At 71.2% G+C, this 26,013-nt stretch carries 26 protein-coding genes and 1 pseudogene; 9 read left to right on the top strand and 18 right to left on the bottom strand.

Annotated features, from left to right (window positions below):
- The first annotated feature begins 187 nt into the window (after positions 1-187).
- Positions 188-1,741, top strand: coding sequence for an alpha/beta hydrolase (locus tag EV567_RS22925; protein ID WP_130443075.1), 1,554 nt, complete (start codon positions 188-190; stop codon positions 1,739-1,741).
- Between the two features lie 71 nt (positions 1,742-1,812).
- Positions 1,813-2,034, top strand: a pseudogene (locus EV567_RS28545) (Tn3 family transposase); the annotation flags it as partial.
- 130 nt (positions 2,035-2,164) lie between these two features.
- On the opposite strand, the gene EV567_RS22915 reads toward EV567_RS28545, so the two are convergent.
- Both EV567_RS22915 and EV567_RS22910 read right to left on the bottom strand, forming a co-directional pair.
- Complete coding sequence (locus tag EV567_RS22915) at positions 2,165-2,443, bottom strand: hypothetical protein (protein ID WP_130443073.1); 279 nt, start codon at positions 2,441-2,443, stop codon at positions 2,165-2,167.
- Between the two features lie 28 nt (positions 2,444-2,471).
- Positions 2,472-3,233, bottom strand: coding sequence for a helix-turn-helix transcriptional regulator (locus EV567_RS22910; protein ID WP_130443071.1), 762 nt, complete (start codon positions 3,231-3,233; stop codon positions 2,472-2,474).
- Between EV567_RS22910 and EV567_RS22905 the strand changes: the two genes are divergently transcribed.
- On the top strand, positions 3,232-4,749 hold the full coding sequence (locus EV567_RS22905; protein WP_207228832.1) for an MFS transporter: 1,518 nt from the start codon (positions 3,232-3,234) through the stop codon (positions 4,747-4,749). The genes EV567_RS22910 and EV567_RS22905 overlap by 2 nt on opposite strands.
- Positions 4,750-4,820: 71 nt before the next feature.
- On the top strand, positions 4,821-5,711 hold the full coding sequence (locus EV567_RS22900) for a PhzF family phenazine biosynthesis protein (protein WP_242620970.1): 891 nt from the start codon (positions 4,821-4,823) through the stop codon (positions 5,709-5,711).
- A 361-nt stretch (positions 5,712-6,072) separates the two neighbouring features.
- On the opposite strand, the gene EV567_RS22890 is transcribed toward EV567_RS22900, so the two are convergent.
- From EV567_RS22890 to EV567_RS22875, 4 genes are all read right to left on the bottom strand, one after another.
- The gene (locus EV567_RS22890) at positions 6,073-6,645 is read right to left on the bottom strand and encodes a GNAT family N-acetyltransferase (protein WP_130443067.1); all 573 of its coding nucleotides are present in this window, start codon (positions 6,643-6,645) and stop codon (positions 6,073-6,075) included.
- 64 nt (positions 6,646-6,709) lie between these two features.
- Positions 6,710-7,276 carry an SMI1/KNR4 family protein gene (locus tag EV567_RS22885; RefSeq protein ID WP_130443065.1) on the bottom strand — a complete coding sequence of 189 codons (567 nt, stop codon included), beginning with the start codon at positions 7,274-7,276 and terminating at the stop codon, positions 6,710-6,712.
- A gap of 123 nt (positions 7,277-7,399) precedes the next feature.
- Positions 7,400-7,687 (bottom strand): hypothetical protein, encoded by a 288-nt coding sequence (locus EV567_RS22880; RefSeq protein ID WP_130443063.1) that lies wholly within the window; start codon positions 7,685-7,687, stop codon positions 7,400-7,402.
- 159 nt (positions 7,688-7,846) lie between these two features.
- Positions 7,847-8,590: an SDR family oxidoreductase gene (locus EV567_RS22875; protein ID WP_130443061.1), complete on the bottom strand. Its 744-nt coding sequence runs from the start codon at positions 8,588-8,590 to the stop codon at positions 7,847-7,849.
- Between the two features lie 104 nt (positions 8,591-8,694).
- Here EV567_RS22875 and EV567_RS22870 point away from each other — a divergent pair, with 104 nt between their 5' ends.
- The gene (locus EV567_RS22870; protein ID WP_130443059.1) at positions 8,695-9,543 is read left to right on the top strand and encodes a LysR family transcriptional regulator; all 849 of its coding nucleotides are present in this window, start codon (positions 8,695-8,697) and stop codon (positions 9,541-9,543) included.
- A 35-nt stretch (positions 9,544-9,578) separates the two neighbouring features.
- On the opposite strand, the gene EV567_RS22865 is transcribed toward EV567_RS22870, so the two are convergent.
- The 4 genes from EV567_RS22865 to EV567_RS22850 form a co-directional block, all read right to left on the bottom strand.
- Positions 9,579-10,115, bottom strand: coding sequence for an AAA family ATPase (locus tag EV567_RS22865; protein WP_130443057.1), 537 nt, complete (start codon positions 10,113-10,115; stop codon positions 9,579-9,581).
- Between the two features lie 102 nt (positions 10,116-10,217).
- Positions 10,218-10,994 carry a hypothetical protein gene (locus tag EV567_RS22860; RefSeq protein ID WP_130443055.1) on the bottom strand — a complete coding sequence of 259 codons (777 nt, stop codon included), beginning with the start codon at positions 10,992-10,994 and terminating at the stop codon, positions 10,218-10,220.
- A gap of 227 nt (positions 10,995-11,221) precedes the next feature.
- On the bottom strand, positions 11,222-12,067 hold the full coding sequence (locus tag EV567_RS22855) for an SDR family oxidoreductase (protein ID WP_130443053.1): 846 nt from the start codon (positions 12,065-12,067) through the stop codon (positions 11,222-11,224).
- Between the two features lie 100 nt (positions 12,068-12,167).
- Positions 12,168-13,133 (bottom strand): YafY family protein, encoded by a 966-nt coding sequence (locus EV567_RS22850; protein ID WP_130443051.1) that lies wholly within the window; start codon positions 13,131-13,133, stop codon positions 12,168-12,170.
- Positions 13,134-13,198: 65 nt separating this feature from the next.
- Between EV567_RS22850 and EV567_RS22845 the strand changes: the two genes are divergently transcribed.
- Positions 13,199-13,804 carry a TIGR03086 family metal-binding protein gene (locus EV567_RS22845; RefSeq protein ID WP_130443049.1) on the top strand — a complete coding sequence of 202 codons (606 nt, stop codon included), beginning with the start codon at positions 13,199-13,201 and terminating at the stop codon, positions 13,802-13,804.
- A gap of 164 nt (positions 13,805-13,968) precedes the next feature.
- Here the strand turns inward: EV567_RS22845 and EV567_RS22840 are convergent, their stop codons facing one another.
- The 5 genes from EV567_RS22840 to EV567_RS22820 form a co-directional block, all read right to left on the bottom strand.
- Positions 13,969-15,486: an FAD-binding oxidoreductase gene (locus tag EV567_RS22840; RefSeq protein ID WP_165430460.1), complete on the bottom strand. Its 1,518-nt coding sequence runs from the start codon at positions 15,484-15,486 to the stop codon at positions 13,969-13,971.
- A 175-nt stretch (positions 15,487-15,661) separates the two neighbouring features.
- Positions 15,662-17,365: an NAD(P)/FAD-dependent oxidoreductase gene (locus tag EV567_RS22835; protein ID WP_130443128.1), complete on the bottom strand. Its 1,704-nt coding sequence runs from the start codon at positions 17,363-17,365 to the stop codon at positions 15,662-15,664.
- A gap of 167 nt (positions 17,366-17,532) precedes the next feature.
- The gene (locus EV567_RS22830; RefSeq protein ID WP_130443045.1) at positions 17,533-18,993 is read right to left on the bottom strand and encodes an FAD-dependent monooxygenase; all 1,461 of its coding nucleotides are present in this window, start codon (positions 18,991-18,993) and stop codon (positions 17,533-17,535) included.
- Positions 18,994-19,182: 189 nt separating this feature from the next.
- Complete coding sequence (locus tag EV567_RS22825; RefSeq protein WP_130443043.1) at positions 19,183-19,578, bottom strand: pyridoxamine 5'-phosphate oxidase family protein; 396 nt, start codon at positions 19,576-19,578, stop codon at positions 19,183-19,185.
- A 16-nt stretch (positions 19,579-19,594) separates the two neighbouring features.
- Positions 19,595-21,085, bottom strand: coding sequence for an MFS transporter (locus EV567_RS22820; RefSeq protein ID WP_130443041.1), 1,491 nt, complete (start codon positions 21,083-21,085; stop codon positions 19,595-19,597).
- 189 nt (positions 21,086-21,274) lie between these two features.
- Between EV567_RS22820 and EV567_RS22815 the strand changes: the two genes are divergently transcribed.
- Positions 21,275-21,697, top strand: a complete 423-nt coding sequence (locus tag EV567_RS22815) for a helix-turn-helix domain-containing protein (RefSeq protein WP_130443039.1) — start codon at positions 21,275-21,277, stop codon at positions 21,695-21,697.
- A gap of 19 nt (positions 21,698-21,716) precedes the next feature.
- Here EV567_RS22815 and EV567_RS22810 read toward each other — a convergent pair whose 3' ends face one another.
- Genes EV567_RS22810 through EV567_RS22800 form a run of 3 tightly spaced genes read right to left on the bottom strand, consistent with a single transcriptional unit; the run spans position 21,717 to position 24,032 of the window.
- The gene (locus EV567_RS22810; protein WP_130443037.1) at positions 21,717-22,268 is read right to left on the bottom strand and encodes a flavin reductase family protein; all 552 of its coding nucleotides are present in this window, start codon (positions 22,266-22,268) and stop codon (positions 21,717-21,719) included.
- 13 nt (positions 22,269-22,281) lie between these two features.
- The gene (locus EV567_RS22805) at positions 22,282-23,592 is read right to left on the bottom strand and encodes a cation:proton antiporter (protein ID WP_130443035.1); all 1,311 of its coding nucleotides are present in this window, start codon (positions 23,590-23,592) and stop codon (positions 22,282-22,284) included.
- Positions 23,589-24,032, bottom strand: a complete 444-nt coding sequence (locus tag EV567_RS22800) for a nuclear transport factor 2 family protein (protein WP_130443033.1) — start codon at positions 24,030-24,032, stop codon at positions 23,589-23,591. Before EV567_RS22800 ends, EV567_RS22805 begins: the two co-directional genes overlap by 4 nt.
- 230 nt (positions 24,033-24,262) lie before the next feature.
- On the opposite strand from EV567_RS22800, the gene EV567_RS22795 reads away from it, so the two are divergent.
- Complete coding sequence (locus EV567_RS22795) at positions 24,263-24,955, top strand: antibiotic biosynthesis monooxygenase (RefSeq protein ID WP_130443031.1); 693 nt, start codon at positions 24,263-24,265, stop codon at positions 24,953-24,955.
- A gap of 63 nt (positions 24,956-25,018) precedes the next feature.
- Positions 25,019-25,753 (top strand): response regulator transcription factor, encoded by a 735-nt coding sequence (locus EV567_RS22790; protein WP_242620969.1) that lies wholly within the window; start codon positions 25,019-25,021, stop codon positions 25,751-25,753.
- Positions 25,754-26,013: the final 260 nt, after the last annotated feature.

Raw genomic sequence — 26,013 nt, 5'->3', positions numbered from 1 at the left:
GGAGCGAGTAACTCCCACTCCCCATCGGTGAGTTCATGGCGACGTATCACCCCACCATGATCCACCACCCGGCGATCTTTGAAGACGGACCCTAGTACCCTGCACTCATTCGACGATCGGACGACCACGGGGACGGGCATGCGGGTACGGGGTCTGGGCGGCCAGGGGCGGGAGCGGGGGGATTCCCATGCGTGACGCACATCCGTTACGAAGCCGCAGACCGGGCCTCTCGGCCGGTGCGCTCATCATCGCCGGCGTCGTCCTCGCCGTGATCGGGGCCATCGGCGCCTGGCTCCAGCACGACGCTCCCGGCCGGAGTGCGGAACCCCGTACGGAGTTCACCGCGAACAACCCGCCCGCCGGTCTGCCGACCGCGCTCACCACCGGCCAGCACCTCCGCTGGTCCCGCTGCACCTCGCCGTCATCAGCGCGCACGGGCTACGACTGCGCCGCCATGAAGGCCCCCCTCGACTACCGGAAACCGGACGGCAGGACGATCGACGTCGCCCTGATCCGCCGCAAGGCCACCGGCCCGAACAGCCGGCGCATCGGCTCACTCGTCCTCAACTTCGGCGGCCCCGGCGTCTCCGGCGTGAGCGGACTGCCCGAACACCTCGCCCAGTACGAGCCGCTCCTCGACCGCTACGACCTCGTCTCCTTCGACCCGCGCGGCGTCGGCGCGACCATCCCCGTGCGCTGCGGGAAAACCGCGGACGACACCGGCTACGAGGGGGCCGACGCCTGCGCCGAGCACTCCGGGGCGCTTCTCCCGTACATCGGCACCTCGCACACAGCGCGTGACCTCGACCTGATGCGCTACCTCCTCGGCGACGAGCGGCTGCACTACTTCGGCGTCTCGTACGGAACGAGGCTCGGCGCGGTCTACGCCCACCTGTACCCGTCGCACGTCGGACGGCTCGTCCTCGAAGCGCCCGTCGATCCGACCGAGGACCTCAGCGAGGGGCAGGTGTCGCAGGTCAAGGCGGTCCAGGCGGCGTTCGACCGGTTCGCCGCGCACTGCGCGGCCCGTATCCGCGACTGCCCTACCGGCGACGGGCCCGAGGAGGCCGCGCGACGCATGGCGCGCCTGGCCGACCGTCTGGAGAAGAAGCCCGCCCCAGCCGGCGACGGAAGGAATTTGGACGCCGACGACCTCGCACGGACCGTCAGCGATCATCTCGTCCTCGGCACGGACGGCTGGTCGCCGCTGGCCAAGGCCCTCACCGCGCTGATCGACCACAACGACGGCCGTCCGCTGAGCGAGGGCGCGGACGACACCGGCTCCGCCGACCGCGCCAAGACGCCGCACGACAGCAGCCGTGCCGCGCTGACCGCGATCACCTGCGCGGACTCCAGCCTGCGCCCCGACTTCGAACGCCTCGACAGGGACGAGGCCCGCGTCGAAGCCGCCTCACCCGTCTTCGGCGCGGCCTGGTCCACCGGCGTCTACCTCTGTTACGAGTGGCCGTTCGCCGGCGAGCGCCCCACACCTCAGGTGAACGCCGACGGCGCGGCCCCCGTGCTGGTGGTCGGCGGCACAGGCGACCCGATCACCCCGTACCCCGGCGCCCCCCGCATGGCCCGCGCCCTGGGCGACGGTGTCGGCGTCCTCCTGACGGCCGAGGAGGAGGGCCATGGCAGCTACCCGCAGAACCGCTGCGTCACGGAAACGGTCGACCAGTACCTCCGCACAGGCCGCACCCCGGGCCCGGGGAAGGTGTGCCGCGGCAGCATGTCCTAAGACCCGCACGGCCCCCGCCGGGCGACCGCCCGCATGCCCGGGTGTGCGTAGTTGGCGTACAGGAAATCCCGGTTGACGGCGGGGTGAAGCCCGAGATGGTCGCGACCGACAACGCCTCGTACTCGGACATGGCCTTCGGTCTGTGCAAGATGCTCGGCTTCCGCTTAGCCCCGCGCTTCCGCGACCTGAACGACCAGCGGTTCTGGCCGGCCGACCTGCCCGACGGCGGCGCCCCCGCAGGCGGGTACGGGCCGCTGGACGCGGTGGCCTGCAACAAGGTCAACTGCGACCGGTCGACGGTGGTTACGGTGAGGGCGCCGACGAGTCCGGCGATGCCGAGGGCGCTGAGCACCATCCCGTACCGCCCGGGCAGAGGTGCATTTCCGTCCGGGCGTACGGCGGTATCAGCGCGAACCAGCCGCCTCAGACGCGGAACAGGAACGGCAGGACCAGGGTGAACGTGCGCAGCAGCCGGTGGTGCCACAGGTAGCGGACACCCTCCGCGATCTGCGCGGTGATGGAGGCCGGGGCGGCGGCACTACAGTCGGCGCGGAAGCTTCCGGGGAGCACGAGCAGAGTGAGGGCGGCCAGCGCGTAGGCGATCCCGGTCGCCCCGAGCGCGAGGCCGGGGCCGGCGGCGAACAGCAGGCCGCCGACGAAGGGGCCGGCGAACTCCTGGCACACCGTCTCGCCGCCGGACACCCATGCGTCGGCACCCCCGGACGCCGGCTTAATCCGCCGGCGCCAGGCCGAATGCTTGCTCAAGACCGGTTGCCCCCGCCTGGGTCAGATGCACTGTGCGCGGGACCGTGCCCCAGCGCACCCAGTCCAGCTCGAACAGGCGGGCGGCGAGCGCGGCGCCGAGGCCGCCGGCCAGGTGGTGGCGGTGTTCGCTCCAGTCAACGCAGTAGCGGATCGAGGGCCGGCGCGGCGGCAGGTGGTCGGTGTCGATGCCAAGGTCGGCCAGGTGCGCACGGCCGGTGTCGGTGAGTTCGTAGCGGATGTCGTGCCCGTAGGACGCGGGCCGGTCGCGTACCGCGTCCTCGGCGCGGTGGATGCCGTCGTGGCCGGCCAGGATCCCGCGCTCGAGCAGCGCGGCCATGAGGTCGGTGCCGAGTTGTCCGGCCAGGTGGTCGTAGCAGGTGCGGGCGCGGTGCAGGGCACTGTTGCGGTTGCTCTGCTTCAGCGAGGTGATGGGCAGTGGCGGGGCAATCAGCGCGAGCGCCTCCAGCGCGGCGCTGATGTCCGGTCCGGCCAGCCGGAAGTATCGGTTACGACCCTGCCGGGTCACCGTGACGAACTCCCCCTCGACCAGCTTCGCCAGGTGCACGCTGGTCGTGGCGGCGCTGATGCCCGCCTCGCTTGCGAGCGCGCTCGCAGGCAGGGGGCGGCCGTCGGCCAGGCACTTGAGTATCTTCGCCCGCGAGGGATCGGCGATCAGGGTCGCGGCGCGGGCGATGTCGGTCTGCTGCTTGAGCGGTTCGCCGTCCATGAGCGCAGCGTACGACATCGACACTTTGACGGGTGACGAAGTATCTGGCTTCGATGATCTCCTCATGGCTGCAACGAACCTCTCTGCGCACACCGAAGTCCTTGACACCACGCGGTCACAGAAAGATGTCCGGCGCCCGAAGCCCGCCCTGGTCCCGCTGATCGCGCTCAGCCTCGGCTACTTCCTCGTCATGCTCGACGTCACGGTCGTCAACGTCGCCATCCCCGGCATCAGCGCCTCGCTGGGAACCGGCGGCACCGCTGTGCAGTGGATCGTCGACGGCTACAGCACCGTCTTCGCCGGTCTGCTGCTGCTCGGTGGCTCGTTGGCCGACCGGCTCGGTCACCGGCGGATGTTCGTGACTGGGCTCGGTGTCTTCACGGCCGCTTCACTGGCGTGTGCGGCCGCCGAGTCTGCGGGGGCTCTGATCGCGGGGCGGCTGGCGCAGGGAGGCGGCGCCGCGTTGCTGGTGCCGGCGTCACTCGGGCTGCTGCAGGCGACATATCCAGACCGGGCGCTACGCGCTCGTGCTGTCGCCGTGTGGGGTGTGGTCGCCTCGGTGGCCTTCGGCGCCGGGCCGGTGGTCGGCGGGCTGCTGATCTCCGCGGGTGGGTGGCGGTCGGTGTTCTGGCTCAACGTGCCCATCGCCGCCGCCGCGATCGCACTGACGCTGTGGCGCCTGCCGGCCGCGGCCCGCCCGTCGCGTAACCGCAGGATGGACCTGCTGGGCCAAGTCCTCGGCACCGTCGGCCTGGTCGCGCTTGCCGCCGGTCTCAACGAAGCCGGCGCGCGCGGCTGGACCTCGCCGCTGGTGCTTCTCGCCCTCGGCGTGGGCGGCGCCGCACTTCTCGCCTTCGCCGCCGTGGAGCGCGGCCTCCAAGCCCGCGCCACTGCCGGCGGGCCGCGATCGCCGCTGCTGCCGCCGTCCCTCTTCGCCTCGACCGCCTTCACCGCCACCGCAGCCGTGGGCTTGCTGATCAGCCTGGGCTATTACGGCATGCTCTTCCTGACCACCCTGTACTTCCAGCAGGAGCGCGGCTTCAGCGCTCTTGGCACCGGCCTGGCCCTACTGCCGTCGGTGTGCATGGGCCTACTCGCGGCGCCACTGTTCAGCCGCATCTCCGCCCGCACCGGCCCGTACGTGCCGATGGCCGCGGGTCAGGTCCTGGGCACACTCGGCTTCCTCGGCTGGCTGTTCGCCGGGGAGCACACCCCGTACCCGGCGCTTCTGTTCGCCCTGATCGCTACCGGCCTCGGCCAGACCACGACGGCGCTGGCGGCCACCGCCGCCATCGTCGACGCCGCCCCGGCCGCCGGCGCGGGCATTGCCACTGCGGTCTTCAACGTCGCCCGGCAGACCGGCAGCGCCGTCGGCGTGGCCCTCTTCGGCACCTTCGCCACGGCCGCAAGCTTCACCGCGGGCCTACGGCTATCAGCCGGCATCGCCGCGGCCGCATTCGCCGCCGGCGCCCTGCTCGCCCTGGCAGCACGGCGGGACGCAGCCGCCAGCCGTTGACCTGCCCGCCCCGCCCGCGACCAGCTACCCACGTCCGTTCCGCAAAGCCTGTTCCGCATAGCCTGCTCCGTATGAAGGGATCACTTCCGATGAACGCCGCGATCACCCCCGACGTGCTGCACTACACCGCCTTCGCCACCAGCCCGGCCGGCGGCAACGGCGCCGGCGTCGTGCTCGACGCCACCGGACTCGACGATGCCGCGATGACGGCAATCGCCGCCGAACTCGGCTACTCCGAATCCGCCTTCCTCACCCCCGGCCCGGACGGCGCCACACCTTCCGCGGCCGGCCGGTCCTTCACTCTCCGCTTCTTCAGCCCCAAGGCGGAGGTGGACTTCTGCGGCCACGCCACCGTGGCCACCGCCGTCGCGCTCGGCGAGCAGTTCGGACCCGGCCACTTCGACCTCCACACCCAGGCCGGCCTGGTGCCGGTGGACGTACGGGAGGAGAACGGAGCGCTGAAAGCCACCCTCACCAGCGTGCCGCCCCAGGTGAGCGAGACGGATCCCGCGGACGTGGCGGAGGCCCTCAGCGCGCTCGGCTGGGCGGACGGGGAGCTCGACGCCGCGCTGCCGCCGAGGATCGCGTACGCGGGAGTGCGGCACCTGGTGCTGGCGTCCGCCACCCGCGAGCGACTGGCCCGCCTCGACTACGACTTCGACCGGCTGCTCGCGCTGATGCGCCGCCTCGACCTGACCACGGTGCAGCTGGTCTGGCGCGAGTCGGCGACTGTCTTCCATGTCCGTGACCCCTTCCCCGTCGGCGGCGTCGTCGAGGACGCCGCCACCGGCGCCGCGGCCGCGGCCTTCGGCGCGTACGCCCGCGAGCTGGGCCTGGTCCCGCCGGACGCCCGGCTGACCCTGCACCAGGGGCACGACATGGGCCGGCCGTCGCTGCTGGAGGTCGAGCTGCACCCGGACGATGAGCGCATCCGGGTCACGGGCACTGCGGTCCGGCTCTGACCCTCAAGAACTCCCCGGTCTGTCGCCCTTCCGGGCTGACCGTCACCCCTGCGACGGACAGCACTCGGTCTCGCCGGGGCATGAGTCCTGAGGTTTCCACGTCGATCAGCGCCCAGTCGTAGGCGTAGTCACCGACGGTGGGCTGTCCGGGCCGGCAGAGGGTGCTGGAGCGTCTTCGGCCGAGGAAGTGGCCGAACCGCTCGCCGCGGACGGTGAGCCTTGCAAGGGAGAGCCGCCCGGGCAGGGCTCGGCCGCGCTGCTCGGCCAGTGTCGATGGCAGACGGGCCGGCCAGGCCACCTGCAGCGCCCCTACATCACTTGACGGAACAAGCACCGCCCGACGAACGCACGGGTCCCGGTCCTAGCGGTCGGCCGTCGGCGTGGGCGTCGGGTGCCACTCGCGGCGCAGGAGGCCGAAGACCCAGGAGTCGGAGACGTCGCCGTTGACGACGCAGTCCTCGCGGAGGGTGCCTTCGCGGACGAAGCCGAGCTTCTCCAGGACGCGGGCGGACGCCACGTTGCGGGTGTCGGTCTCGGCCTGGACGCGGTTCAGGTCCAGGGTGTCGAACGCCCACCGCAGGACGGCGTGCGCGGTCTCCGTGGCGTAGCCGTGGCCCCACGCGGCGGCGTCGAGGACGTAACCCAGGGACGCGCTGCGGAAGTCCGGGTTCCAGGCGGTCAGTCCGCACCAGCCGATGAACGCACCGTCGGAGACCCGGTCGACGGCCATTCGCGCTCCTGTGCCTTCCTCCTCGATCGTCCGGCAGGTCGCGATGAAGCGCCGGGCGCGGGCCGGTTCGGTCCACGGCGGGGAGTCCCAGTAGCGCAGTACGTGGGCGCTGCTGTGCAGCGCGTAGAGCGGCCCCGCGTCGGCGTCGGTGAACGGCCGCAGTCGCAGGCGGGCGGTGTGCAGCTCGGGGGTGGGCAATGTCATGCGGAGGATCCTGCCGCGTCAGGCTCGCCCCGACCATTCGTTTCAGGACGCCGACCTCCATGGGTCAGGTCGTAGCCAGCCATGCCAGGTACCAGTCTCCGAAGTCCGGCCCTGGTATCAGGCCGCCCCAGTCAGGATCGTCGAGCCATACCTGGCCGGCGTTCGTCCCCGTGACGACCAGCCGGTGGAACGTGCCGCAACCGCACTCCCCGATGACCAAGCTCCCGGCGACCGAGTAGTCGGCATCGCCGCCCTTGCCCGGCCCCGGCCACTCGTCGGTGTGCGGAAACGGCGTGGACAGGAAGCCCGCGCGCCGGTCCTCCTCTCGAACGTCGTGCAGAGCCTCTTCCTCGTCCACTTCCTCCGTCAGGCCCAGGATCCCGTAGTGCGGTCCCGCTCCTCCGTCGGCGACATCCTTGAGGAAGCTGCGGTAGGAAGCGGGGAGCCGGGCACCATGCTGCTGCTCGAACAGCCGGATCGTGTCCTCCGCGAGAGGAGGCCGAAGGAGATATCGATGGTGTGAGGACCCGAAGCGCTTACGCCCAGGGTCTCCTTGTGCCATGGCGGCGACACGGGCACGGACCGCAGCACCGTCCCACAGCCCGCGGCGGTCGGCCTTGTCACTGGTCACAGCAGCACGGTACCGGCGTTCTGGCGCGACACCGCACCTGGGCCCTGCACCGATCCTCGTCCGCCGGCAGGGCCGGAAGTGATCACCGACGAGGAGATCCCGCTGCCCGATATGCGCCCGCGATCAGCCGAGTCCGCGATGGGCGGCCCACAACGCCCCGGCACGGCTGGCAGCGTCGGAGACCAGGGCCGCCAGTTCGGGTTTGTCGGGGACGGGGAACGAGACGTATGCGCCCCGACCGCCTCCGACCGGCTTGCCGTAGGCCTTCACGGCCAGGTGACCGTCGGGGAGGAGGCGGACGTTGAGCGTGGTCAGCGTGAACGCTTCACCGCGTCGGGTGTCCGTCCAGCGGAGCGCCTGCGGGATCACGACGTTGATCGCCAGAGCGCTTACTTCCAGATCGCTGCTCATGGCCGGATGATCTCACGCGGGTCGACGCAGGCGGCCCCAACCGGCTTGTGCGGCAGGTAGTTTGATCGCGACTCGACGCGCGTCCCTGTTACGGGACGACCTTCAGGCCGCGTACGACTCCGGCAGGCACCGCCCCGCGCGCCCGCCGGCGGAAGCGTGTCACCACGGCACCTCTCCCTCGTCGTCGAAGAAGCGGCCCGTCGGTCCGTCGGTCGGTGCGGTGGCCAGGCGGATCGCTGCGGCTGCGCCCTGCTGGGGGGTCCGTACCCCCTGGAAGGCGTTGAGGTCGGTCGCCGTGTAGCCGGGGCAGACGGCGTTGATCAGGATGGGGGTGTCGGCCAGTTCCTTCGCGTACTGCACGGTGACGGCGTTGAGGAACGTCTTCGACGGGGTGTAGGCGACGGAGACGGGGCCCACCTCGGCGCCGGGCGTGGTCTGGAGCGTGAGGGAGCCGACGCTGCTGGAGACGTTCACGATCCGTGGCGACGGCGAGCGGCGCAGCAGGGGGAGCAGGGCGTTGGTGACGCGGATGACGCCGATCACGTTGGTCTCCACGGCCGCCCGTACCCGGTTCACGTCGACCGTGGTGGGCTCCTGCGGTCCGCCGCCGGTGATGCCCGCATTGTTGACGAGCGCGTCGAGCCGCCCGACTCGCTCCTCCATCAGCCGAGCCGCCGCTGTCACGCTGTCGTCGTCGGTCACATCCAGCGGCACGCCGAACGCGTCGGCTCCGGCCGCGCGCAGCTTGTCCACAGCGGTCTCGCGCCGCTCCTCGTTCCGCGCGCCGATTCCGACGGACCAGCCGAGGGCGCCGAGCCCGGCGGCGATCTCGTACCCGATGCCCTTGTTGGCCCCGGTCACCAGCGCGACCTTGGGATGGTTCATGGTGTTCGTCTCACTCATGACCTCGATACTTCTCCCTCGCCGGGCAGGGCGTCCAAGACCGACTGGGTGTGCGGCGATACCGCCCGGGTATCGCTCCTGGCCGGCCCGGCTAGGCTGGCGGGGTGGAGACACGTGAGCTGCGGTACTTCGTCGCGGTCGCCGAGGAGCTGCACTTCGGCCGGGCCGCGCAGCGGCTCGGGATCGCCCAGCCCCCGCTGTCGCGGGCGATCGGCGGGCTCGAACGACGCCTGGGCGCCCTCCTGTTGGAGCGCGGCAGCCGGGGTGTCGCCCTGACCGGGGCAGGGGCGGTGCTGCTGCGGGAGGCGCGGGCGGCGCTGGACGCCGTCGAGGCCGCCGAACGGCGCACCCGCCGGGCCGCCCTCGCGGCGACCGGCCGCCCCGCCGTGGTCCTGGCCGCGAAGGCGGGCGCCTCCAGCGAACTGCTGGCGAAACTCCTCGACGCCTACGCCGCCGAGCCCGGCGCCGTCGCCGTGGACGTCGTGCTGTGCGGGCCGGGCGAGCAGGCACGGCTGCTGCACGACGGCCGGGCCGACGTGGCCCTGCTGCATCGGCCGTTCGACGACACGGCCGGCTTCGACACCGAGGACCTGCACTCCGAGGGTCAGGTAGCGATCCTCCCTGCGGGCCACCCTCTCAGCGCCCGCCCCCATGTGCGGCTCGCCGAGATCACCGATCTTCCCGAGCTGCCCCTGCCTCGCTGGCCCCGCCCTGACGGCACCTTCCCGGACGGCCCCGGACCACAGGTGCGCGACCACACGCAACTCACCCAGCTCATCGCCCTCGGCCGCGCCTGCGCGGTAGTGCCGGAGTCGGGCGGCACCGGACTGCGCGAGGACCTCACCGCCGTACCGGTCCCCGACGCCCCGCACGTCACGACGGTCATCGCCTGGCCCCCGCACAGCCGCTCGACGGCGGTCGCGGGGCTGGTCCGCGCCGCCACCGCCCTGTGACCGACGGCGGCGAACGCCGGGAAACCGTGCGTTCGTCAGTCGTGACTTCCGCTCTCGACGGCCGCCGCGATCTGCCGGGCGGCCTGGACGGGTGTGAGGTGTGTGGTGTCGACGACCTCGGCCTCGGCGTGCAGCCACGTGCGGGCCGCCTCGGCGTAGGGCTCGAGGTACTGGAGCCGGAACGGGGAGTCGGGGCCGACGACGGTGTCGCCCGCGATGCGCCCGCGCAGGGTGTCCTGGTCGGCATGGAGGACGAAGTGCCGAACCTGTACGGCATGGTGGGCGAGGCCCGAGCTGATCTCGCGCCAGTACTGCTCGACCAGGACCGTCATGGGCATGATCAGGGTGCCGCCGGTGTACTCGAGGACGCGCCGGGCGGTCTCGACCACGAGTGGCCGCCACGGCGGCCAGTGCTGGAAGTTGTCCGTCGTGGGCAGGCCCGGCGTGATGTCCATGAGTGTCTCGCCGACTTTCTCGGCGTCGAACACCCTTGAGTCCGGAATCAGTTGCTGCACGAGTGCACTGGTCGTCGTCTTGCCCGCGCCGTGGGTGCCGTTGAGCCATACGATCACGGCTTCACGCTACGGAACTTGATCGGGCGGCGTCGGGTGTTCGCCTGCCTGACGGGTGACTTGAGCCGTATCGGCTCCGTCCGGAAGGGAGCGGCCGTCCGCTCAGCCGGCCGGTGTGTTCCGGGTCGCCTCGCGTGCTTCGGTGAGGGCTCGCTGCCTGATGTCGCCGAACAACTGGATCGTGGTGGCGGCCAGGACGTCGTCCCTGCCGATGGTCCGCCTGTCCCCGCTGCGGACGGACAGGTCCTGGAGGGGATTCTCGAACGACGGAGGAGGGGCCGGTTCGCCCGGCGTCCCCAGGGTGACCGTACCGAAACGCTTGATCCCGCCCTCGCGGACGACCATGGCCGCGTCCCGGGCGAGGTTCGTCAGAAACACGCTCGCGATTCCGTCCAGGTCGCGGAGCATCACCGGGACGGCCCTGGCCCCCTGGCTCCGCAGCAACCTCTTGATGCCGGCCTCGAACCTGTGGGCGCCGACCACCGCACTCGGTTTGCGTGACCTGCTGCGCTTGGGAGAAGACACGATGACACCTTCGGCGTCGTACAGGACGCCGGTCCCGTCCTTGAACGTCGGGCTGTGGCCGTACCACGTGTCCGCCACTTCGACCTCGACGTTCCGGCCGATCGCCGAGAGGAGGTCCCCGGGGACCAGCCTCTTCCGGGCCTCCTCCGCCGCCGCTTTTTTTGCGCCGGCGATGATCTCCGTCAGCACTGTTCGCGTCACCGACGCGGCGGCCCACGCGGCCGACCGGGAGACGTGCATCGGGGTCACGTCCCTGAACACCGCTTTGACGAGAGAAGGTGCGAACGGCGCGACACCCATGGCAGAGGCGGTCGCTGGACCGGTGCGCTCAGGGCGTACGGGCTGTGCGGTCATCGGAGGAAGCGCTCCCTGCTGTCGGAGTGATCAGAGGCTCACACCTCATCACGCGGTCCCGCTTTCTCCCCACGAAATCAGCCACCACCCGCATGCTCGTACCGTGCGCCACCTGTGTCCGTACGGATGGTCCGCCCCGGATCCGTGCGGGGGACGTGCGGATCCGGGGCGGTGCTGGGGCCCGTCGGCGCTGCTCGAAGGCGTCGGCGCCGGTCAGGGCGTCGCCGTCACTTGAAGGCGTGGACGTTGCGCTCGGCCCATCCGGCGAAGGAGCCGGCCGGGCGGCCGAGGACCCGCTCGACGTCCGGGCTGACCCGCTGCTCGGCGGGGAGCGGCGCGCCGAGGATGTCGAGGGTGCCGTCGATCACCGGCTCGGGCATGAACTGCGCCATGTGCTCGCGGGCCTGCTCGCGGGTCAGCTCCACGAAGCCCACCTGCTCGCCGAGGGCCTCGGCGAGCGCCGCAGCCTGCTCGCGCGGGGTGACGGCGGCCGGGCCGGTCAGCTCGTAGGTCTGTCCGGAATGGCCCTCGTCGCGCAGGACCACGGCGGCGACCGCGGAGATGTCCGCCGGGTCCACGACCGGCAGGGCCACGTCGGCGAACGGGGCGACCACCGCGCGCTGGGTGCGGACGGTCTCGATCCAGGCGTAGGCGTTGGAGGCGAAGCCGCCCGGGCGCAGGATCGTCCAGTCGAGGCCCGAGGAGCGTACGGCCTCCTCGAACTCCCGGAGCCGGCCGTGCGAGAGGGCGTCCGGGCGGGTGCCGTTGATCTGGGAGGAGAGCAGCACCACGCGCCGCACGCCGGCCTGCGCCGCCGCGGCCAGGACCTCGACGGCGGGTGCGCCGCCGCCGAGCAGTTCGCCGGCCAGCAGGATGAACAGGGCGTCCGCGCCGTCCAGGGCGGGGGCGAGGGTGACGGGATCGGCGAGGTCGGCGCGGACGTGCCGCGCTCCCTCCGGAAGGTCGTAGGAGAGGGGACTGCGGGACACGGCGGTGACCTTCTCGCCCGCCGCGGTGAGCGCTTCGACGAGCGGACGGCCGACGTTTCCGGAGGCTCCGGTGACAACGATCATGACAACTCCAAAGGTGGTGAGAAGAGGGGTGGTTGGGCCCGATCGGGCTGTGTCTGCGACGTTAGCATCTTCCGTATAGTAGGTACCTAGAGGAAAGTGACTATCGGACCGCCGCCTCACGGGCCGTTCCGTAGTTCGCCATGAGTGCCTCACCGAGGCGCGCCAGGTGCGCCCGTGCCCGGGGCGGGCCCACCACCTCGACCTGGGGCCCGAGACCCGCCAGCTGTGCGGCCAGCACCTCCAGCGACGGCCCCGCGGCCTCGATCTCCCGCCTGCCGTCCGCCAGCAGCCGGCCGATGCTCAGCCGCCCGCCGAACAGCCGCTGGAGCACGGGCAGGGCGTCCTGGTCCGCGTGCGCCGTGACCGTCGCCGCGAGCAGGCGGTCCTCCAGGCGGGCGGCGAGCGAGCGCCAGGCGGCGGCCAGGTCGAAGCCGGCGGGACGGTGGACCGGCTCCTCCGTCGGCTCGGCCGAGGTCACCCGGCCCAGCCGGAAGGAGCGCAGGCCGTCCGCGGTGCCCGCCACCATGTACCAGTGGCCCGCCTTGAGGACCAGCCCGAGCGGGTCCACGACGCGCTCGCGCGGCTCGTCGCCGGGGCGGGCGTAGCCGAGCCGGACCCGCACGCCGTCCAGCACCGCGCGCTCCAGGACCGTGCGGTGCGGGCCGACCGCTGTCATGGCGGCGCCCGACCGGTCCAGCTCGTCGACGATCCGCGCCCGGGACGCCGCCTCGGCCTGCGGGCGCAGCGGTTCCGGCACCGCGCGCAGTAACTTCCGTAAAGCGGACCGAAGTTCGGGGGAGGCGCCCGACGAGCCCGCGGCCAGGAACAGTGCCTGCACCTCCGGTGAGGTGAGTCCGGTCAGGTCCGTGCGCGCTCCGCCGACCAGCCGCCAGCCGCCGCCCCGGCCGCGCTGCGCGTAGACCGGGACGCCGGAGGCGGTCAGCGCCTCCAGGTCGCGTCGTGCGGTGCGCTCGGAGACCTCCAGTTCCGCGGCGAGCTCCGCGGCGGTCACCAGGCCGCGCGCCTGGAGGAACAACAGAGCCGCCACCAACCGGTCAGCTCGCATCAGTGATTCAGCCTTTCGTGGAAAGTGGCCGGGGGATGGCCTGTTTGGTCGGAAGACTCGACGGCATGACGAACCCGATGAACACCCCTGCCACGCCGGCCCCCGCTGACCCCCGCACCGGTCTGCTGAAGGCCGTCGACCTGGCGGGCGAGGTGCTCGCCGCCGTGCGGCCGGAGCACTACGACAACGCCACGCCCTGTCCGGACTACTCGGTGCGCCAGCTCTCCAACCACCTCGTCTCGGTGCTCCGCAGGGTCGCCGTCATCGGCGCCGGCGGGCAGTTCTTCAGCGTTCCGCACTTCGCCGAGGACGTCGCCGACGGCGCCTGGGACGAGGCCTGGGCGGCCGGTGCGAAGGAGCTGACGTCCGTCTGGAGCGACCCGGCGATCCTGGGCCGGGAGATCGGCCTGCCCTGGGGCCCCGTCCCCGGCGCCGTCGCCGCGGTCATCTACACCAACGAATTCGTGCTGCACGCCTGGGACCTGGCCAAGGCGACCGGCCAGAGCCCGGAGTGGGACGAGAGCGTCCTGGCCGGCCCGCTGGCCGCGATGCACCGTGCCGTGCCCCGCGAACCGCGCGGTGGCCAGGTGCCGTTCGGACCCGTCGTGGACGTTCCGGAGGACGCCCCGGCCATCGACCGCCTGGTCGGCTGGTACGGCCGGAAGCCCTGAGCCCGTCGCCTGGCGTCCCTCCCGCGGGAGGGACGCCAGGCGAGGCCGCCGGACCCCGTTGTCCGGCGGCTTCGCGCGTGTGCCCGCCCGTTCTCACGGAGGCCTGGGGGAGGGGCGCCCGGGATCGGGCGGGCGGTCGGTGCGGCACCGTCCGACGAGGGCCGTCAGGCGGTGCCTATGGACTGCGGGAAGCGGAAGAACCGGTTCGGGTCGTACTTGGCCTTGACGCGGGTCAGCCGCGCGTAGTTCTCGGCGTAGTACGACGCCTTCCAGTCGGTCAGCGACGGGTCCATCCAGTTCTGGTAGGTCTCGCCGTTCGACAGCGGGTCGATCGTGGCGAAGCCGTTGTCGATCCAGGAGTTCGCCACCGCCTTGGCCTCGTCGGTCACCTGGGCCGGGTCGTTGATCAGGACCCGGTAGTTGACCGAGAAGAGCGAGTCGCGGTGCACGTACGCCGTCGCGGTGCGCGAGATGTCGTTGGCGGCGCCGCCGAAGAAGTGGAAGTCCAGGTAACGCGCCTGGCCCGCCCTGCGGTTGGCGTCGAAGGCGGTCATCACGTCCGCCCAGCCGGCGGCGGAGTAGGGCTCGCTGCCCATGCGGGTGCGCTCCAGGCCGTAGGCCGGGCGGGACAGGGTGCCCTCGGGGGTCTTCCCGGAGCGCTGGCACTGGGCCTCGGTGAGAGTGGCACAGCCGAAGATCATCATCATCAGCTGCTGGTACGTCATGACGCCGTCCTGACGCTGCAGCGGGGCGCCGGTCAGCGCGAGCAACCGGGCCGTCTCACCGGCGAGTTCGGCGGGTGTGCCGCGGGAGGCGAGGAAGACGTTGGCCTGCGGCACCGAGCCGGGCGCGGCGTCGGGCTGCACCACGTAGGCGCCGCCGCCGATCGTGTGCGGGGCGTCCACCAGCCAACGGGCCACACCGTCGAGGACGTCGGCCGTCCGGTCGTAGGGGAAGATCAGGTTGCTGATGGCCGTCTGGTCGCCGCTGTGAGGGGTGACCGTGAACTTCGTGACGATGCCGAAGTTGCCGCCTCCGCCGCCGCGCAGGGCCCAGAACAGGTCGGTGTTCTGCTGTGCCGACGCGGTCACCACGCGGCCGTCGGCGAGCACCACCTGTGCGGAGGTCACCGCGTCGCAGGCCATGCCCGTCGGCCGGGTCAGGAAGCCGAAGCCGCCGCCCTGGAGGAAGCCGCCGGCGCACACGGTCGGACAGCCGCCCTCGCTGACCACCAGGTGGTGCGGGGCGAGCGCGTTGAGGATGTTGACGTTCTGGGCGCCCGGGCCGATCTCCACCGACGAGGCGCTCTGCACCGTCACGGCGTTCAGCCGGGACACGTCGATGATCATGCCGGGTGTCGTGGACCAGCCGCCGTAGTTGTGGCCGCCGCTGCGGACCGCCGTGCGGACGCCGTGGTCCTGGGCGAAGCGCACGCAGACCGAGACGTCCGCCGCGCTCGCGCAGTAGGCGACCGCCTGCGGGTTGACGGAGTCGAACTGCCCGAGCTCCACCTGGCGGGCGACCGTGTAGTAGGGATCGGTGGGCAGCACCAGCTTGCCCGAGAGCTTGCTCGCGAGCCGGCTCCACGGCGTCGTCGAGTCTTCGGCGGCGACGGAGGCCGCGGGTACGAGGGCGAGGCCGGCGGCGGTGCCGGCGCTGAGCAGGGTTCTACGACTGATCACACGGTGTCCCAGAGTCGAAGCGGTCGGGTGCGGAGAAGTCGGTGCACGGGCCCGCACGGGAACGGGTGCACGGGGGTTGGCACCAGGCCCCGTGCGGGCCGGTCGGAGGGGGCGGTGAGCGCGCGTGCCGGGCGTCGCGGGGCAGGGGCGACACCTTCGCGACACGCCCCGGGGGTCAGGAGACCTTGCGGCCGCGCGCGGCGGACTTGACGACGCCCTTGAGCATCGAGCGGCCCAGGTCGCGCATCTCCTTGGGGCCGTTGGTGCTCGCCCACCACATGAACTTGATCATCGTGGGCGTGGTGGCCCGGTAGAATCGGTGGTCCTCGCCGTCCTTCCAGCCGAACGGCGTGTTGACCGACTCGCAGTCGTTGATGGCCTGGAAGACGATGTCGGCCGCCTTGTCGCCGTCGATCTCACCGGCCTCGTACTTCAGGCACGTCTCGTGCGTGACGTCGAGCAGGTGCTTGAAGGCGTGGCTGTCCGGCCACCACAGGCCCGGGTAGGGGGCGTTCTCCATCTCCCGGAAGTGCCGGTCGTCGCCGTCCAGGGAGAACTCCTGGCGGGCCTGGATCTGCCGCATGGTGGCGGGCGTGGTGAAGCAGGCCCAGACCCTGAACACGGCGTTCCAGAGCCGGAAGTGGGAGAACGCGATGTAGGAGCTGTTGACGATCATGTCGTTGTACGTCAGCAGCCCCTGCTCCAGGCGCTCGACGTACTCGAAGCGCTTGGCGGAGAAGTCGTCGTCGCGCAGCGCCTCCAGGACGCGGTAGCACAGGGCGTCCACGACCTCGAAGGTGTTGGACAGGCCGCGCGAGTACAGCGGGTCGACGAAACCGGCGGCGTGCGACATCAGGCACCAGCGGTCGCCGACCGTCTGCTTGGACGAGTACTGGATCCGGTCCGGCGTCGACACCCACTCGCGTACCCGCCGTGCGCCCTCGAACTGGCGCTTCACGGCCGGGTACATGTCGAGGTAGTGGTTGAACTCCTCGTCCGGGGTCATGTTGTCGGGCTGCGGGTACAGCCGCTCGTCGAAGGTGAGGCCGACGCTGCAGACGGGGTTGCGGGAGTCCTCGTAGTTGTCGAACGGGATGATCCAGAACCAGCCGCGCTCGATCAGGTGGTGCAGGGTGCCGCCGTGGAACGGGGACTCCGCCGGCGGGCGCAGCGCCTCGGGGTAGTTGCACACGTCGTCGTACGGCTTGATGCCGACGTAGTGCGTGAACAGCGAGCGTGCGTGGTGCTTGATCCGCGAGGGCTTCTCCCGCAGGTCGAACTTCTGGGCGAGCGGCGAGCGGAAACCGCTGGCGTCGATGAGGTACTTGGCGCGGAAGACCTCGCCGTTCTGTCCGGTGACGGTGACGCCGTCGTCGTCGAAGTCGAGGTCGGTGGCGCGCCAGTTCTGGCGCAGGGTGCAGCCGTACTTGGCGGCGACGTTGAAGTAGTAGGTGTCGGTGTCCTGGCGGAACATGTGCGTCGCCTCGGTGAGCATCTTCGGGATGACGAACATCGTCGCCTCGCGCGGGTCCGGCTCCCGGTCGGGGACGTGCCGTACGAATCCGAAGCTCTGCTTCCTGCCGTGGTGGGCGCCGATGTACTTGGTGACGGCCTTGACGTCGAGCAGGTGCTTGATCTCGGGGACGTCGTAGCGCACGGCGAGGATGTGCAGCCACTCCACGAGCTGCGGGTTCTGTGACTCGCCGACCGCGAACCGCGGGTGCTGGCCGGCGTCGACGAGCACCACTTTGGCGCCCTGCCGGGCCAGGATCGCGCCGGTGATGGAGCCGCCGATCCCGGCGCCCAGGATGACGACGTCGCACTCGGTCCACTCGCCGGCCTTCGGCGCCCTCTTCTGTGTGTCGGTCTTGGTGGGCATCTTCGTCTCGGCCTTGCCGGTCAACTCGGAACTCCTCTTCTGACGAACGGGCGGCGCCCTCGACGGGGCGCGGGGCTGTGTCGATGTGCGGCTACCGCCGCGTGCGCGCGACCAGCCACGATGAACCCGCAGACGAGCGACGGTCTTTCGCGGCCTTCGCGGAGCGCTTACGCGCCGAACCAGCGCTGGAGGGCTTCGGTCAGCCCCTCGGCGGAGCCGTCCGTCCCGACCCAGGCGATGTAGCCGTCGGGACGCACCAGCAGGTCGGCGGCCGGGGCGTCGGGGTCGGGCCGGGACGCGGCGACGACGTCGACACGGTCGGACCATCCGGCGGCAGCCGCGGTGAGGGCCTCGCCACCCCGCAGGTTCAGCAGCAACGGGCGGCCACGGGTGAGCAGTTCGTACGTGCTCGTCTTCTCGTCCCCGGCCAGCAGCTCCTGGTCGGGCAGCCGGCGGCCGAGCAGCGGGTGGCCGCCCTCGCCCATGTCGTAGGTGATGTCCAGGCCCGTGACCAGGCCGACCAGGTGGCGGCGGACCTCCTCGACGCCGACCAGCTCGCCGAAGAGTTCCCGCAGCGGCTGCATCTCGGGGCCGCCGAGGTAAAGGGAGCGCTGCACGAGGGTGTTGGCGACGATGCGGGCGCCGACGGGGTGCCGCTCGGAGTGATAGGTGTCCAGCAGCCCCTCGGGCGCGTACCCCTTGATCGCCGCGGCCAGCTTCCAGCCGAGGTTGACCACGTCGCCGACGCCGGCGCTGATGCCCTGGGCGCCGATGGGCAGATGGATGTGGGCGGCGTCGCCCGCGAGGAAGACCCGGCCCTTGCGGTACTCGGCGGCCTGGCGGCTGGCGTCGGTGAAGTAGCTGCTCCACAGCGGCCGGTAGCCGGTGATGTCCTCGCCGGTGACGCGCTGGAAGGAGGCGGCGACCTCGGGGAAGGTGGGCGGTTCCTGGGTCGGGCGGACGCCGGCGCCGCGTTCGAAGACGACGACGCGGGTGGCCTGCGGGCCCAGCGGGAGCACCACGACCATGCCGGACTCGCCGACCTCGCCGGTCGGGCGGATGCGCAGCTCGTTGGTGGCGACGTCGGCCATCAGCATCTCGATGGTGGCGCTGGTGCCGGGGAAGTCGACGCCGGCCAGGCGGCGCACGGTGGAGCGGGCGCCGTCGCAGCCGACCAGGTAGGGGGCGCGCAGCGTCTCGACGCCGGCGGCGGAGGTGACCTCCACCGTGACGCCCGTGTCGTCCTGGGTCATGCCGACGACCTCGTGCCCGCGGCGGATCTCGGCGCCGAGGCCGGCGGCCCACGCGTGGAGAATGGCCTCGGTCCGCGACTGCGGAACACCCCGTACGCCGAAATTCCCGCCCTCGATGATGCGATAGTCGATGGGCAGTCCACCGAAATGCCCGAAGGGTATCGTCTCGAGTTCGCCGAATTTGTCGAGAAGTCCGCGCTGGCCGAACTCCTCGATCGTGCGAGCGGAAAATCCGAGTGCCCGGGACTGCTGCATGGGCTCGGTCAGGCGGTCGAGCACGACCACCGACAGTCCGGACAGGCGGAGTTCACCGGCGAGCATCAAGCCGGCAGGGCCGGCGCCGGCGACGATCACATCGGCATGAAAACGGTCCATGTTTCCTCTCCCAGTGGATTTTTCACCAGTATTCCGGGGGAGTGAGGGAATCTGAACGGCCGCAAGTACAGGTCTGTGACAAATTGCGTCAGAGGTTCTGCAGCCGGGTCGGGCGGCGGAAATGGGCGAGGGTGCCGGAAGACTTCCGGCACCCTCGGGGCGGTTCGGCACGGGATCGGCGGCCCGGGATCAGATCAGGCCCATCACCTTGTCGACCTGGATCTCGATCACGACCAGGCCCGGCGGCTCGGGCGGCGGTGACCAGTACCGCTTGGCGTACCGCCGCACCCCCTCCTGGACTCGTAACGGGTCGTCGTGGACGGTGGCGGCGCCTTCCAGGGTGAGCCAGTGGGGCCCCGCCGTCTGGCAGAGGGAGACCCGGCCGCCGGGTGCGGCCAGCACGTTCCTGGCCTTGCGCCGGCTCACCGCGGTCATGACCCGTGCCAGACCCGCGTCGCCGTCCCAGGTGAAGCGCACGGGCGTCACATGGGGCGTGCCGTCGGGGCGGAGGGTGGTGAAGGTGCACAGGTGGTTCTCGGCGAGGAAGCCCTCGGCCGCGGAGGACAGCTGCGGTGACGTCGGCATGGCGGGTCTTCCTGTCTCAGGCGTGGGCGGGGCCGGCGGCCGGCTGTTCCGACGCCCTGGTGAAGGGCAGCAGGATCAGCGTGAGCACCAGGCCCGCCGCGGCGAAGCAGGCGCCCGCGAGGAACGCGTCGTGGAAGACCTCGGTGCGCGCCTCGGTCACCCGCGCGGGCACCCCGTCCGCCCACTTCGTCAGCTCGTCGACCTGGCGGAAGGCGTAGGTGGCGGCCACGGCCAGGCCCAGGGCGCCGCCGACCTCCTGCGCCGTGTTGATCAGGCCGGCGGACAGACCGGACTCGTCCTCGTCGGTGCCCGAGAACGCGGCGACCTGCACCGGCACGAACGACAGACCGAGACCCAGGCCGGAGATCAGGAAGGCGGGCAGCAGGTCGACGAGGTAGGAGGCGTCGGAGGGGGCCCGCCACAGCAGGAACATGCCCACGCTGGTCAGGGTCAGGCCGGTCATCAGCACCGGCTTGGCCGCGACCTTGGTGACCAGCTGGGAGGCGATGCCCGCGCCCACGGCGACGATCACGGCGAGCGGGACGTAGGCCAGACCGGTCTTCAGGGCCGACCAGTTGAGGACCTGCTGCATGAACAGGCTGGCGAAGAAGAACAGCGTGACGCAGGTGCCGAGCAGCAGCACGGCGACGACGTTGGAGGCCCGCAGCGACTTGCGCCTGAACACCTGGAGCGGAATCAGCGGAGCCTCGGCGCGGCGCTCGATCAGCAGGAACGAGATGAGCAGGACCGCGGAGAGGGCGAAGCCGCCGTAGACGCGGGCCATCGGCACGTCGGAGTCGTCGACGGTCTGGCCGAGGCTGAAGATCAGCAGCACGAGACCGGCGGTCAGCGTCACGGCGCCGGCGACGTCGAAGGACTTGCTGCGCTCGGCCGCACGGCTCTCAGCGACGATCTTGGGGGCGATCAGGGCGCAGACCAGGCCGATCGGCACGTTGACGAAGAAGATCCAGCGCCAGCCCGGACCGTCGGTGAGCAGACCGCCCAGGGTGACGCCGGCGACGGCGGCGATACCGCTGAGCGCGCCCCAGGCGCCGAGGGCCTTGTTGCGCTCGGCGCCCTCCTCGAAGTTGTTGGCGAGCAGGGACAGCGCGGCGGTCGCGATGAACGCGGCGCCGAGGCCCTGGGCGCCGCGCGCCACGATCAGCATGGCCGCGCTCTGCCCGAACCCGGCGAGCAGCGAGGCGAGGGCGAACAGGACCAGGCCGGTCTGCAGCATCCGGCGGCGGCCGAAGGCGTCGGCCAGCCGGCCGGCCAGCAGCAGGAAGCCGCCGAGCAGCATGCCGTACGTGGTGACGATGTACTGCAGAGACGTCTGGGAGATGTTCAGCTCGTCCTCGATGGTCGGCAGGGCCACGTTGACGATGGACACGTCGAGGAAGGTCATGAAGCCGGCCAGGCACAGGAACGCCAGGATGAGTCCCGGGCGGCGCGGCGGCTCCGTTTCGGCGGTGTGGCGGGGAAGGCGCATCGACTCTTGGGTCGACATGTCGCTCCTAAGGGGATGTGAAGGAAGGGATCCGTAGGACGGGAAGTACGGCTTGATCAGGGACGGGACAGCCGCACGGAAGGACATGGCGCGGGACCGGGAGCGGGGGGCCGCTCACCGTCTTCCGGGAAGTTAGCATCCTGGGTATAGTAGGTACCTAGAGGAAAGTGACTTCCTGGGAGGGTTCGAATGGGCGACAGCACCGGCACCATGGGCGGCGCCACCACGCGCGGCGGGAAGGTCGACTCGGAGCTGGCGTGCCCGGTCTCCCCGGTGGTCGACATCGTCTTCAGTCGCTGGACGACGCCGATCCTGTGGACGTTGAACGAGTTCGGACGGCAGCGTTTCGTCCAGCTCCAGCGCAACATCCGCACCATCACGCCGAAGGTGCTCACCCAGCGGCTGCGCCAGATGGAGCGCGACGGCCTGGTGGTGCGCACGTACCACCCCGAGGTGCCGCCCCGGGTGGAGTACGAGATCAGCGAGCTCGGCCGCAGCCTGGCGCCGATCTTCGCCCACCTCGCCGAATGGTCCGCGGAGAACCTCCGCAAGGTCGAGCGGGCCAGGCGGGAGTTCGACGAGGCCGACGAGCAGATGCCGGCGCCGCGCTGAGGTGCGCCCGGCGCCACCCTCACCCACGGGCGGGCTCCGGGACGTCGCTGTCGAGGACGCGCATGGCGCCCTTGTAGAAGACCAGCGGGTCGGCCTCCTCCCCGGAGGAGCCCAGGGCGGTGACCTCGCCGACCACGATGGCGTGGTCGCCGCCGTCGTACTCCTCCGCGAGACGGCACTCGAGGAACGCCAGGGCGTCGGTGAGAACGGGCAGCCCGTTCGCGGAGCGGTGGTGCGGGACGTCCGCCAGCCGGGCCGACTCGCGGCCCGAGAACTTCCAGGCGAGCCCCGCCTGACTGTGCGTCAGGAAGTTCACCACGAAGCCCCGGGAGCGCTGAAGGACCGGGCGCAGCCGGGACTGCCGGTGCAGGCAGAACAGCACCAGCGGCGGCTGCAGCGAGACGGACGTGAAGGAGTTCACCGTGGTGGCGGCGCTGCCCTCGGGGCCGCCGGTGGTGATGACGGTGACGCCGGTGGCGAAGTTGCCGCACACCGTGCGCAGCGCACGGCCGTCGACCGGCGGTTGCGGCAGGTGTCTGCCGTGCTGGGACAATGGCTGTACGGGTGTCACGAGAGCCCCCTCGTCAGGTGTGCGGCGCGGTCGCGTCCGCGGCGGTCGTACGAACCTTCCGGGTCTCGCCGGCCGTGAGGTGCTCGCGCCGGGACAGCAGCGGGGCCGCCATCGCCGTCGTCACGAGGGCCATGATCACCAGCATGGTGAACATCCGGCCGTCCAGCACTCCGAGGCTCACGGCGGCGTTGAGGATGATGAGTTCGGTCAGGCCGCGCGTGTTCATCAGCACGCCCAGGTCCTTGGCCTCGCGCCAGGACAGACCGAAGAGCCGGGCCGGGACGATCGCGCCCAGCAGCTTGCCCGCGCAGGCCACGCCGACGACCAGGAACAGGGCCAGGTAGTCGGTCGCCGTCAGGGCGCCGAGGTCGACGCCGAGGCCGGTGACGATGAAGAACACCGGCAGGAGTACGACGCTGACGTCGTCCAGCGGCCGGCGCAGGTGCGCCGCGAGCACCCGCCGGGGTTCGCGCGGCATGACGAAGCCGAACAGGAACGCGCCGAAGATCTGGTGGATGCCGATCCACGAGGTCAGCCACGACGAGGCGAACACCCCGGCGCACAGCACCGCGAGCAGCACGTTCCAGCGCTCCATGGCGGACCACCGCCACACCAGCCGGGACACCAGCGGCCGCACCACCAGGAACATCAGCGCCACGTAGACGACGCTGAGCGCCCCGATCCGGGCCAGGCCCGCGTAGTCGCCGTCCGAGCTGACCAGCGCCGACACGTACGCCAGCAGACACCAGGCCAGGACGTCGTCGATCGCGGCGCTGGCCAGCGACAGCGCGCCGACCCGGGTGTCCATCAGCCGGTTCTCGGACAGGATCCGCGCCAGCACGGGGAACGCCGTCACGGACATCGCGGTGCCCATGAAGGTGGAGAACGCCATGAAGGAGATGTGGTGTCCGGCCACCGTGTCGTGATGCGGATACAGGACGACCGCCGCGGCGACGCCCAGCCCGAAGGCGAGCACGATGGACGACAGCGAGACGCCGGCCGCGAGACGCGCGTACGGACGTATCACCCGCCGCTCGAACTCCCAGCCCACCACGAACATGAACAGGACCAGACCGACCTGGGAGACCGCCGACAGCAACGGACGGACGTCGGCCGGGAACAGAGCTCCCGTCGGATCGCCGGGCAGCAGGCCGAGGAGGCTCGGGCCGAGGACGATGCCCGCCGTGATCTCGCCGATCACCTTGGGCTGCCCCAGCTTCCGGGCCAGGGCCCCGAGAGCGGCGCCGACCAGCAGGATCACGCCGATGTCCAACAGCATGGTCGCGATCTGCTGCTCCTTGACACCGGCCGCCAGCGCGGTCATCCGGTGCCACCCGGAAGGGGCGGGCTGCCCGTCGACCACACGAGCCGGAACGACAGCTCCGTCAGTCGCCAGCCCCGCTCGGTGCGCCGGGCCGCGCCGTGCACGAGGGTGCCGGCGACGAACAGCGGATCGCCGGGTGTGTCCGGGTGGTGTACGTGGGTGGAGACCAGGTTGGCGCGCAGGACCGCCCGGTCCTCGCCGGTGAGGTCGACGACCGCGGGGGAGTTGAGGTGCTGGGTGCGCGCGAAGGCCTCCAGCGCCTTGCGGTGCCAGTCGGCGAGTCCCTCGACGCCCTCGTGCCGGGCCATCGGGAACTCGACACGGGCGTCGTCGCTGAACAGCGCCCGGGCCCACGCGTCGTCGAGTTTCTCCTCGTCGAGATCGATGAGATATCGGTCCAACAGGGTGCCGATTTCGGCTGCTGACGTGACGGAATTCATCGCTCGATCATCGCGCGGGGGCCAATGGGTGCCCAGGGCACTTGTCGAAGACCTGACGTAGCTGCCGAAGATCTGACGCGGGCGGCAAAGACCTGACAATCCACGCGCAGTCCTGAACACAACGGTCTTCAACCCGACTTGTCGGCTTGTCATGCTGATCGGGAAGCACCGACCCGGCAATTACGAGTTCTGCTTCTTTCACCAACCGATCGACCGGAAGAGAAGAGAGAATGCCGAAGATCGCAGCCGATGGTAAGAACCTGACCGTCCTCAACCTGTTCTCGACCGACTCCGCCGAGAGGCAGGACAGCCTGCTCGCCGCGATGCGCGAGATCGTCGACGCCGCGGCCTACGAGGGCTGGCAGTCCAGCACCGTGCACAGCGGGCACACCAAGTTCGGCACCGCCAACTTCATCCAGTGGCGCTCCACCGAGGACCTGGAGGCCCGTTACGCCGGCGAGGAGTTCAAGCACCGCACGCTGCCGCTGTTCGGTGAGATCACCACGGCGATCCGGCTGCTGCAGAACGAGGTGGTCTTCACCCAGCAGAAGCCCGGCGCCGGCGAGACCGAGATCGGGCCGGACCGCGACGACTACACGGTCATCGACCTCTACGGCGTCACCGAGAAGCACCAGGACGACCTGGTCGAGGCCCTCGGCCCCGCCCAGGACTGGCTGCAGAAGGTCCCGGGTTACCGCAGCCACACGGTGCTGCGCGGCCTGCGCGGGCGTGGCATCGAGGGCAAGTGGGTCGTCGTCTACTCGCAGTGGGACAGCAAGGAGGCCTACGACGCGTTCCTCGATCAGCCGGGCGCCGAGCGGTCGGCGGAGCGGCAGAAGACCGACGCCCGGGTGGACGCGCTGGCCGTCTGGCGGGACTCCAACACCTACCGCGTGGTGCACACCCGCTCGGCGGGCGAGTGACGGTCCGGGCCGTCGGCCCGAGGTGCGTGGCGCCGACGGGGCACGGCCCGGTGTGGGGTGCACATGCGCGTACTGGTGATCGATCCCGATGACAGGACCGCCGAACCCCTGGTCTGCCGCCTGGTGCGCAACGGCCACCAGGTCCGGCGGGCCCGTACCGGGCGGGCGGGCCTGATGGCCTGGGAACAGGCCGAAGTCGTCCTGCTCGACCTGGAGTTGCCGGATCTCGACGGACTCGAGATGTGCGCCGAGATCCGGGCCCGGGGCAACACACCGCTGATCACCTTCACCAGCCGGGACTCCGAGCTGGACCGGGTGCTCAGTCTGCGGTCGGGTGCGGACGACTGTCTGGTGAAGCCCTACGGGTTCCGGGAGCTGATCGCCCGGATGAACGCGGTGACGCGACGCGTCGCCACGGGCGGTGGTCCGGCCGGCGTGTCCTGCGGGGCGCTGCGCCTGGACCCCGGCGCGCGGGAGGCATGGCTGGCGGAGCAGCCCCTGGAGCTGACCCGCAAGGAGTTCGACATCCTCCTGCTGCTGGCCTCGGTGCCCGAGACGGTGATCTCACGCCGGGACCTGATCGCGGCGGTCTGGGCGGACGACTGGGCCATCTCCACCCGTACGGTGGACACCCATGTCAGCGCCCTGCGCGCCAAGCTCGGCGAGGGCTGGATCACCACGGTCCGAGGCGTGGGCTACCGCCTGGAGGACATGTCCCGCACCGCTTCGCTGCCGGGCCGTGCGGGGCCGGGCGAGAGGGACGGCCGGCCGGATCCCCTTGCGGGGATGGCGGGTTGAGGGCGGCAGCGTGTCGCGGGAGCCCGGCCTCAGGACAGGCCGGGCGTCCGCGTCTCGCTGGCGGCGCCATGAAGAGCGGCGGCCGGCGAGCGCCCGTGCGGCTCGCACTCAGCCGGCGCCTGCATCACGCCGCCGGGCTCCCGGCCGGCCCGCCGCCGGTCCGGCCAGGAGTGCGATCGGCAGGGCGGGGTGCCGGTTCGCCGTGCCCCGACGTGTTCTGCCGGGTCGTGCCGAGCCTGCCGTGCAACCGTGCCGAGCGC

This window comes from Streptomyces sp. BK239 (genome assembly GCF_004217285.1).
Taxonomy (GTDB): Bacteria; Actinomycetota; Actinomycetes; order Streptomycetales; family Streptomycetaceae; genus Streptomyces.
Note: the sequence above shows the minus strand (reverse complement) of the source record. Positions and strands in the feature narration are given on the sequence as shown.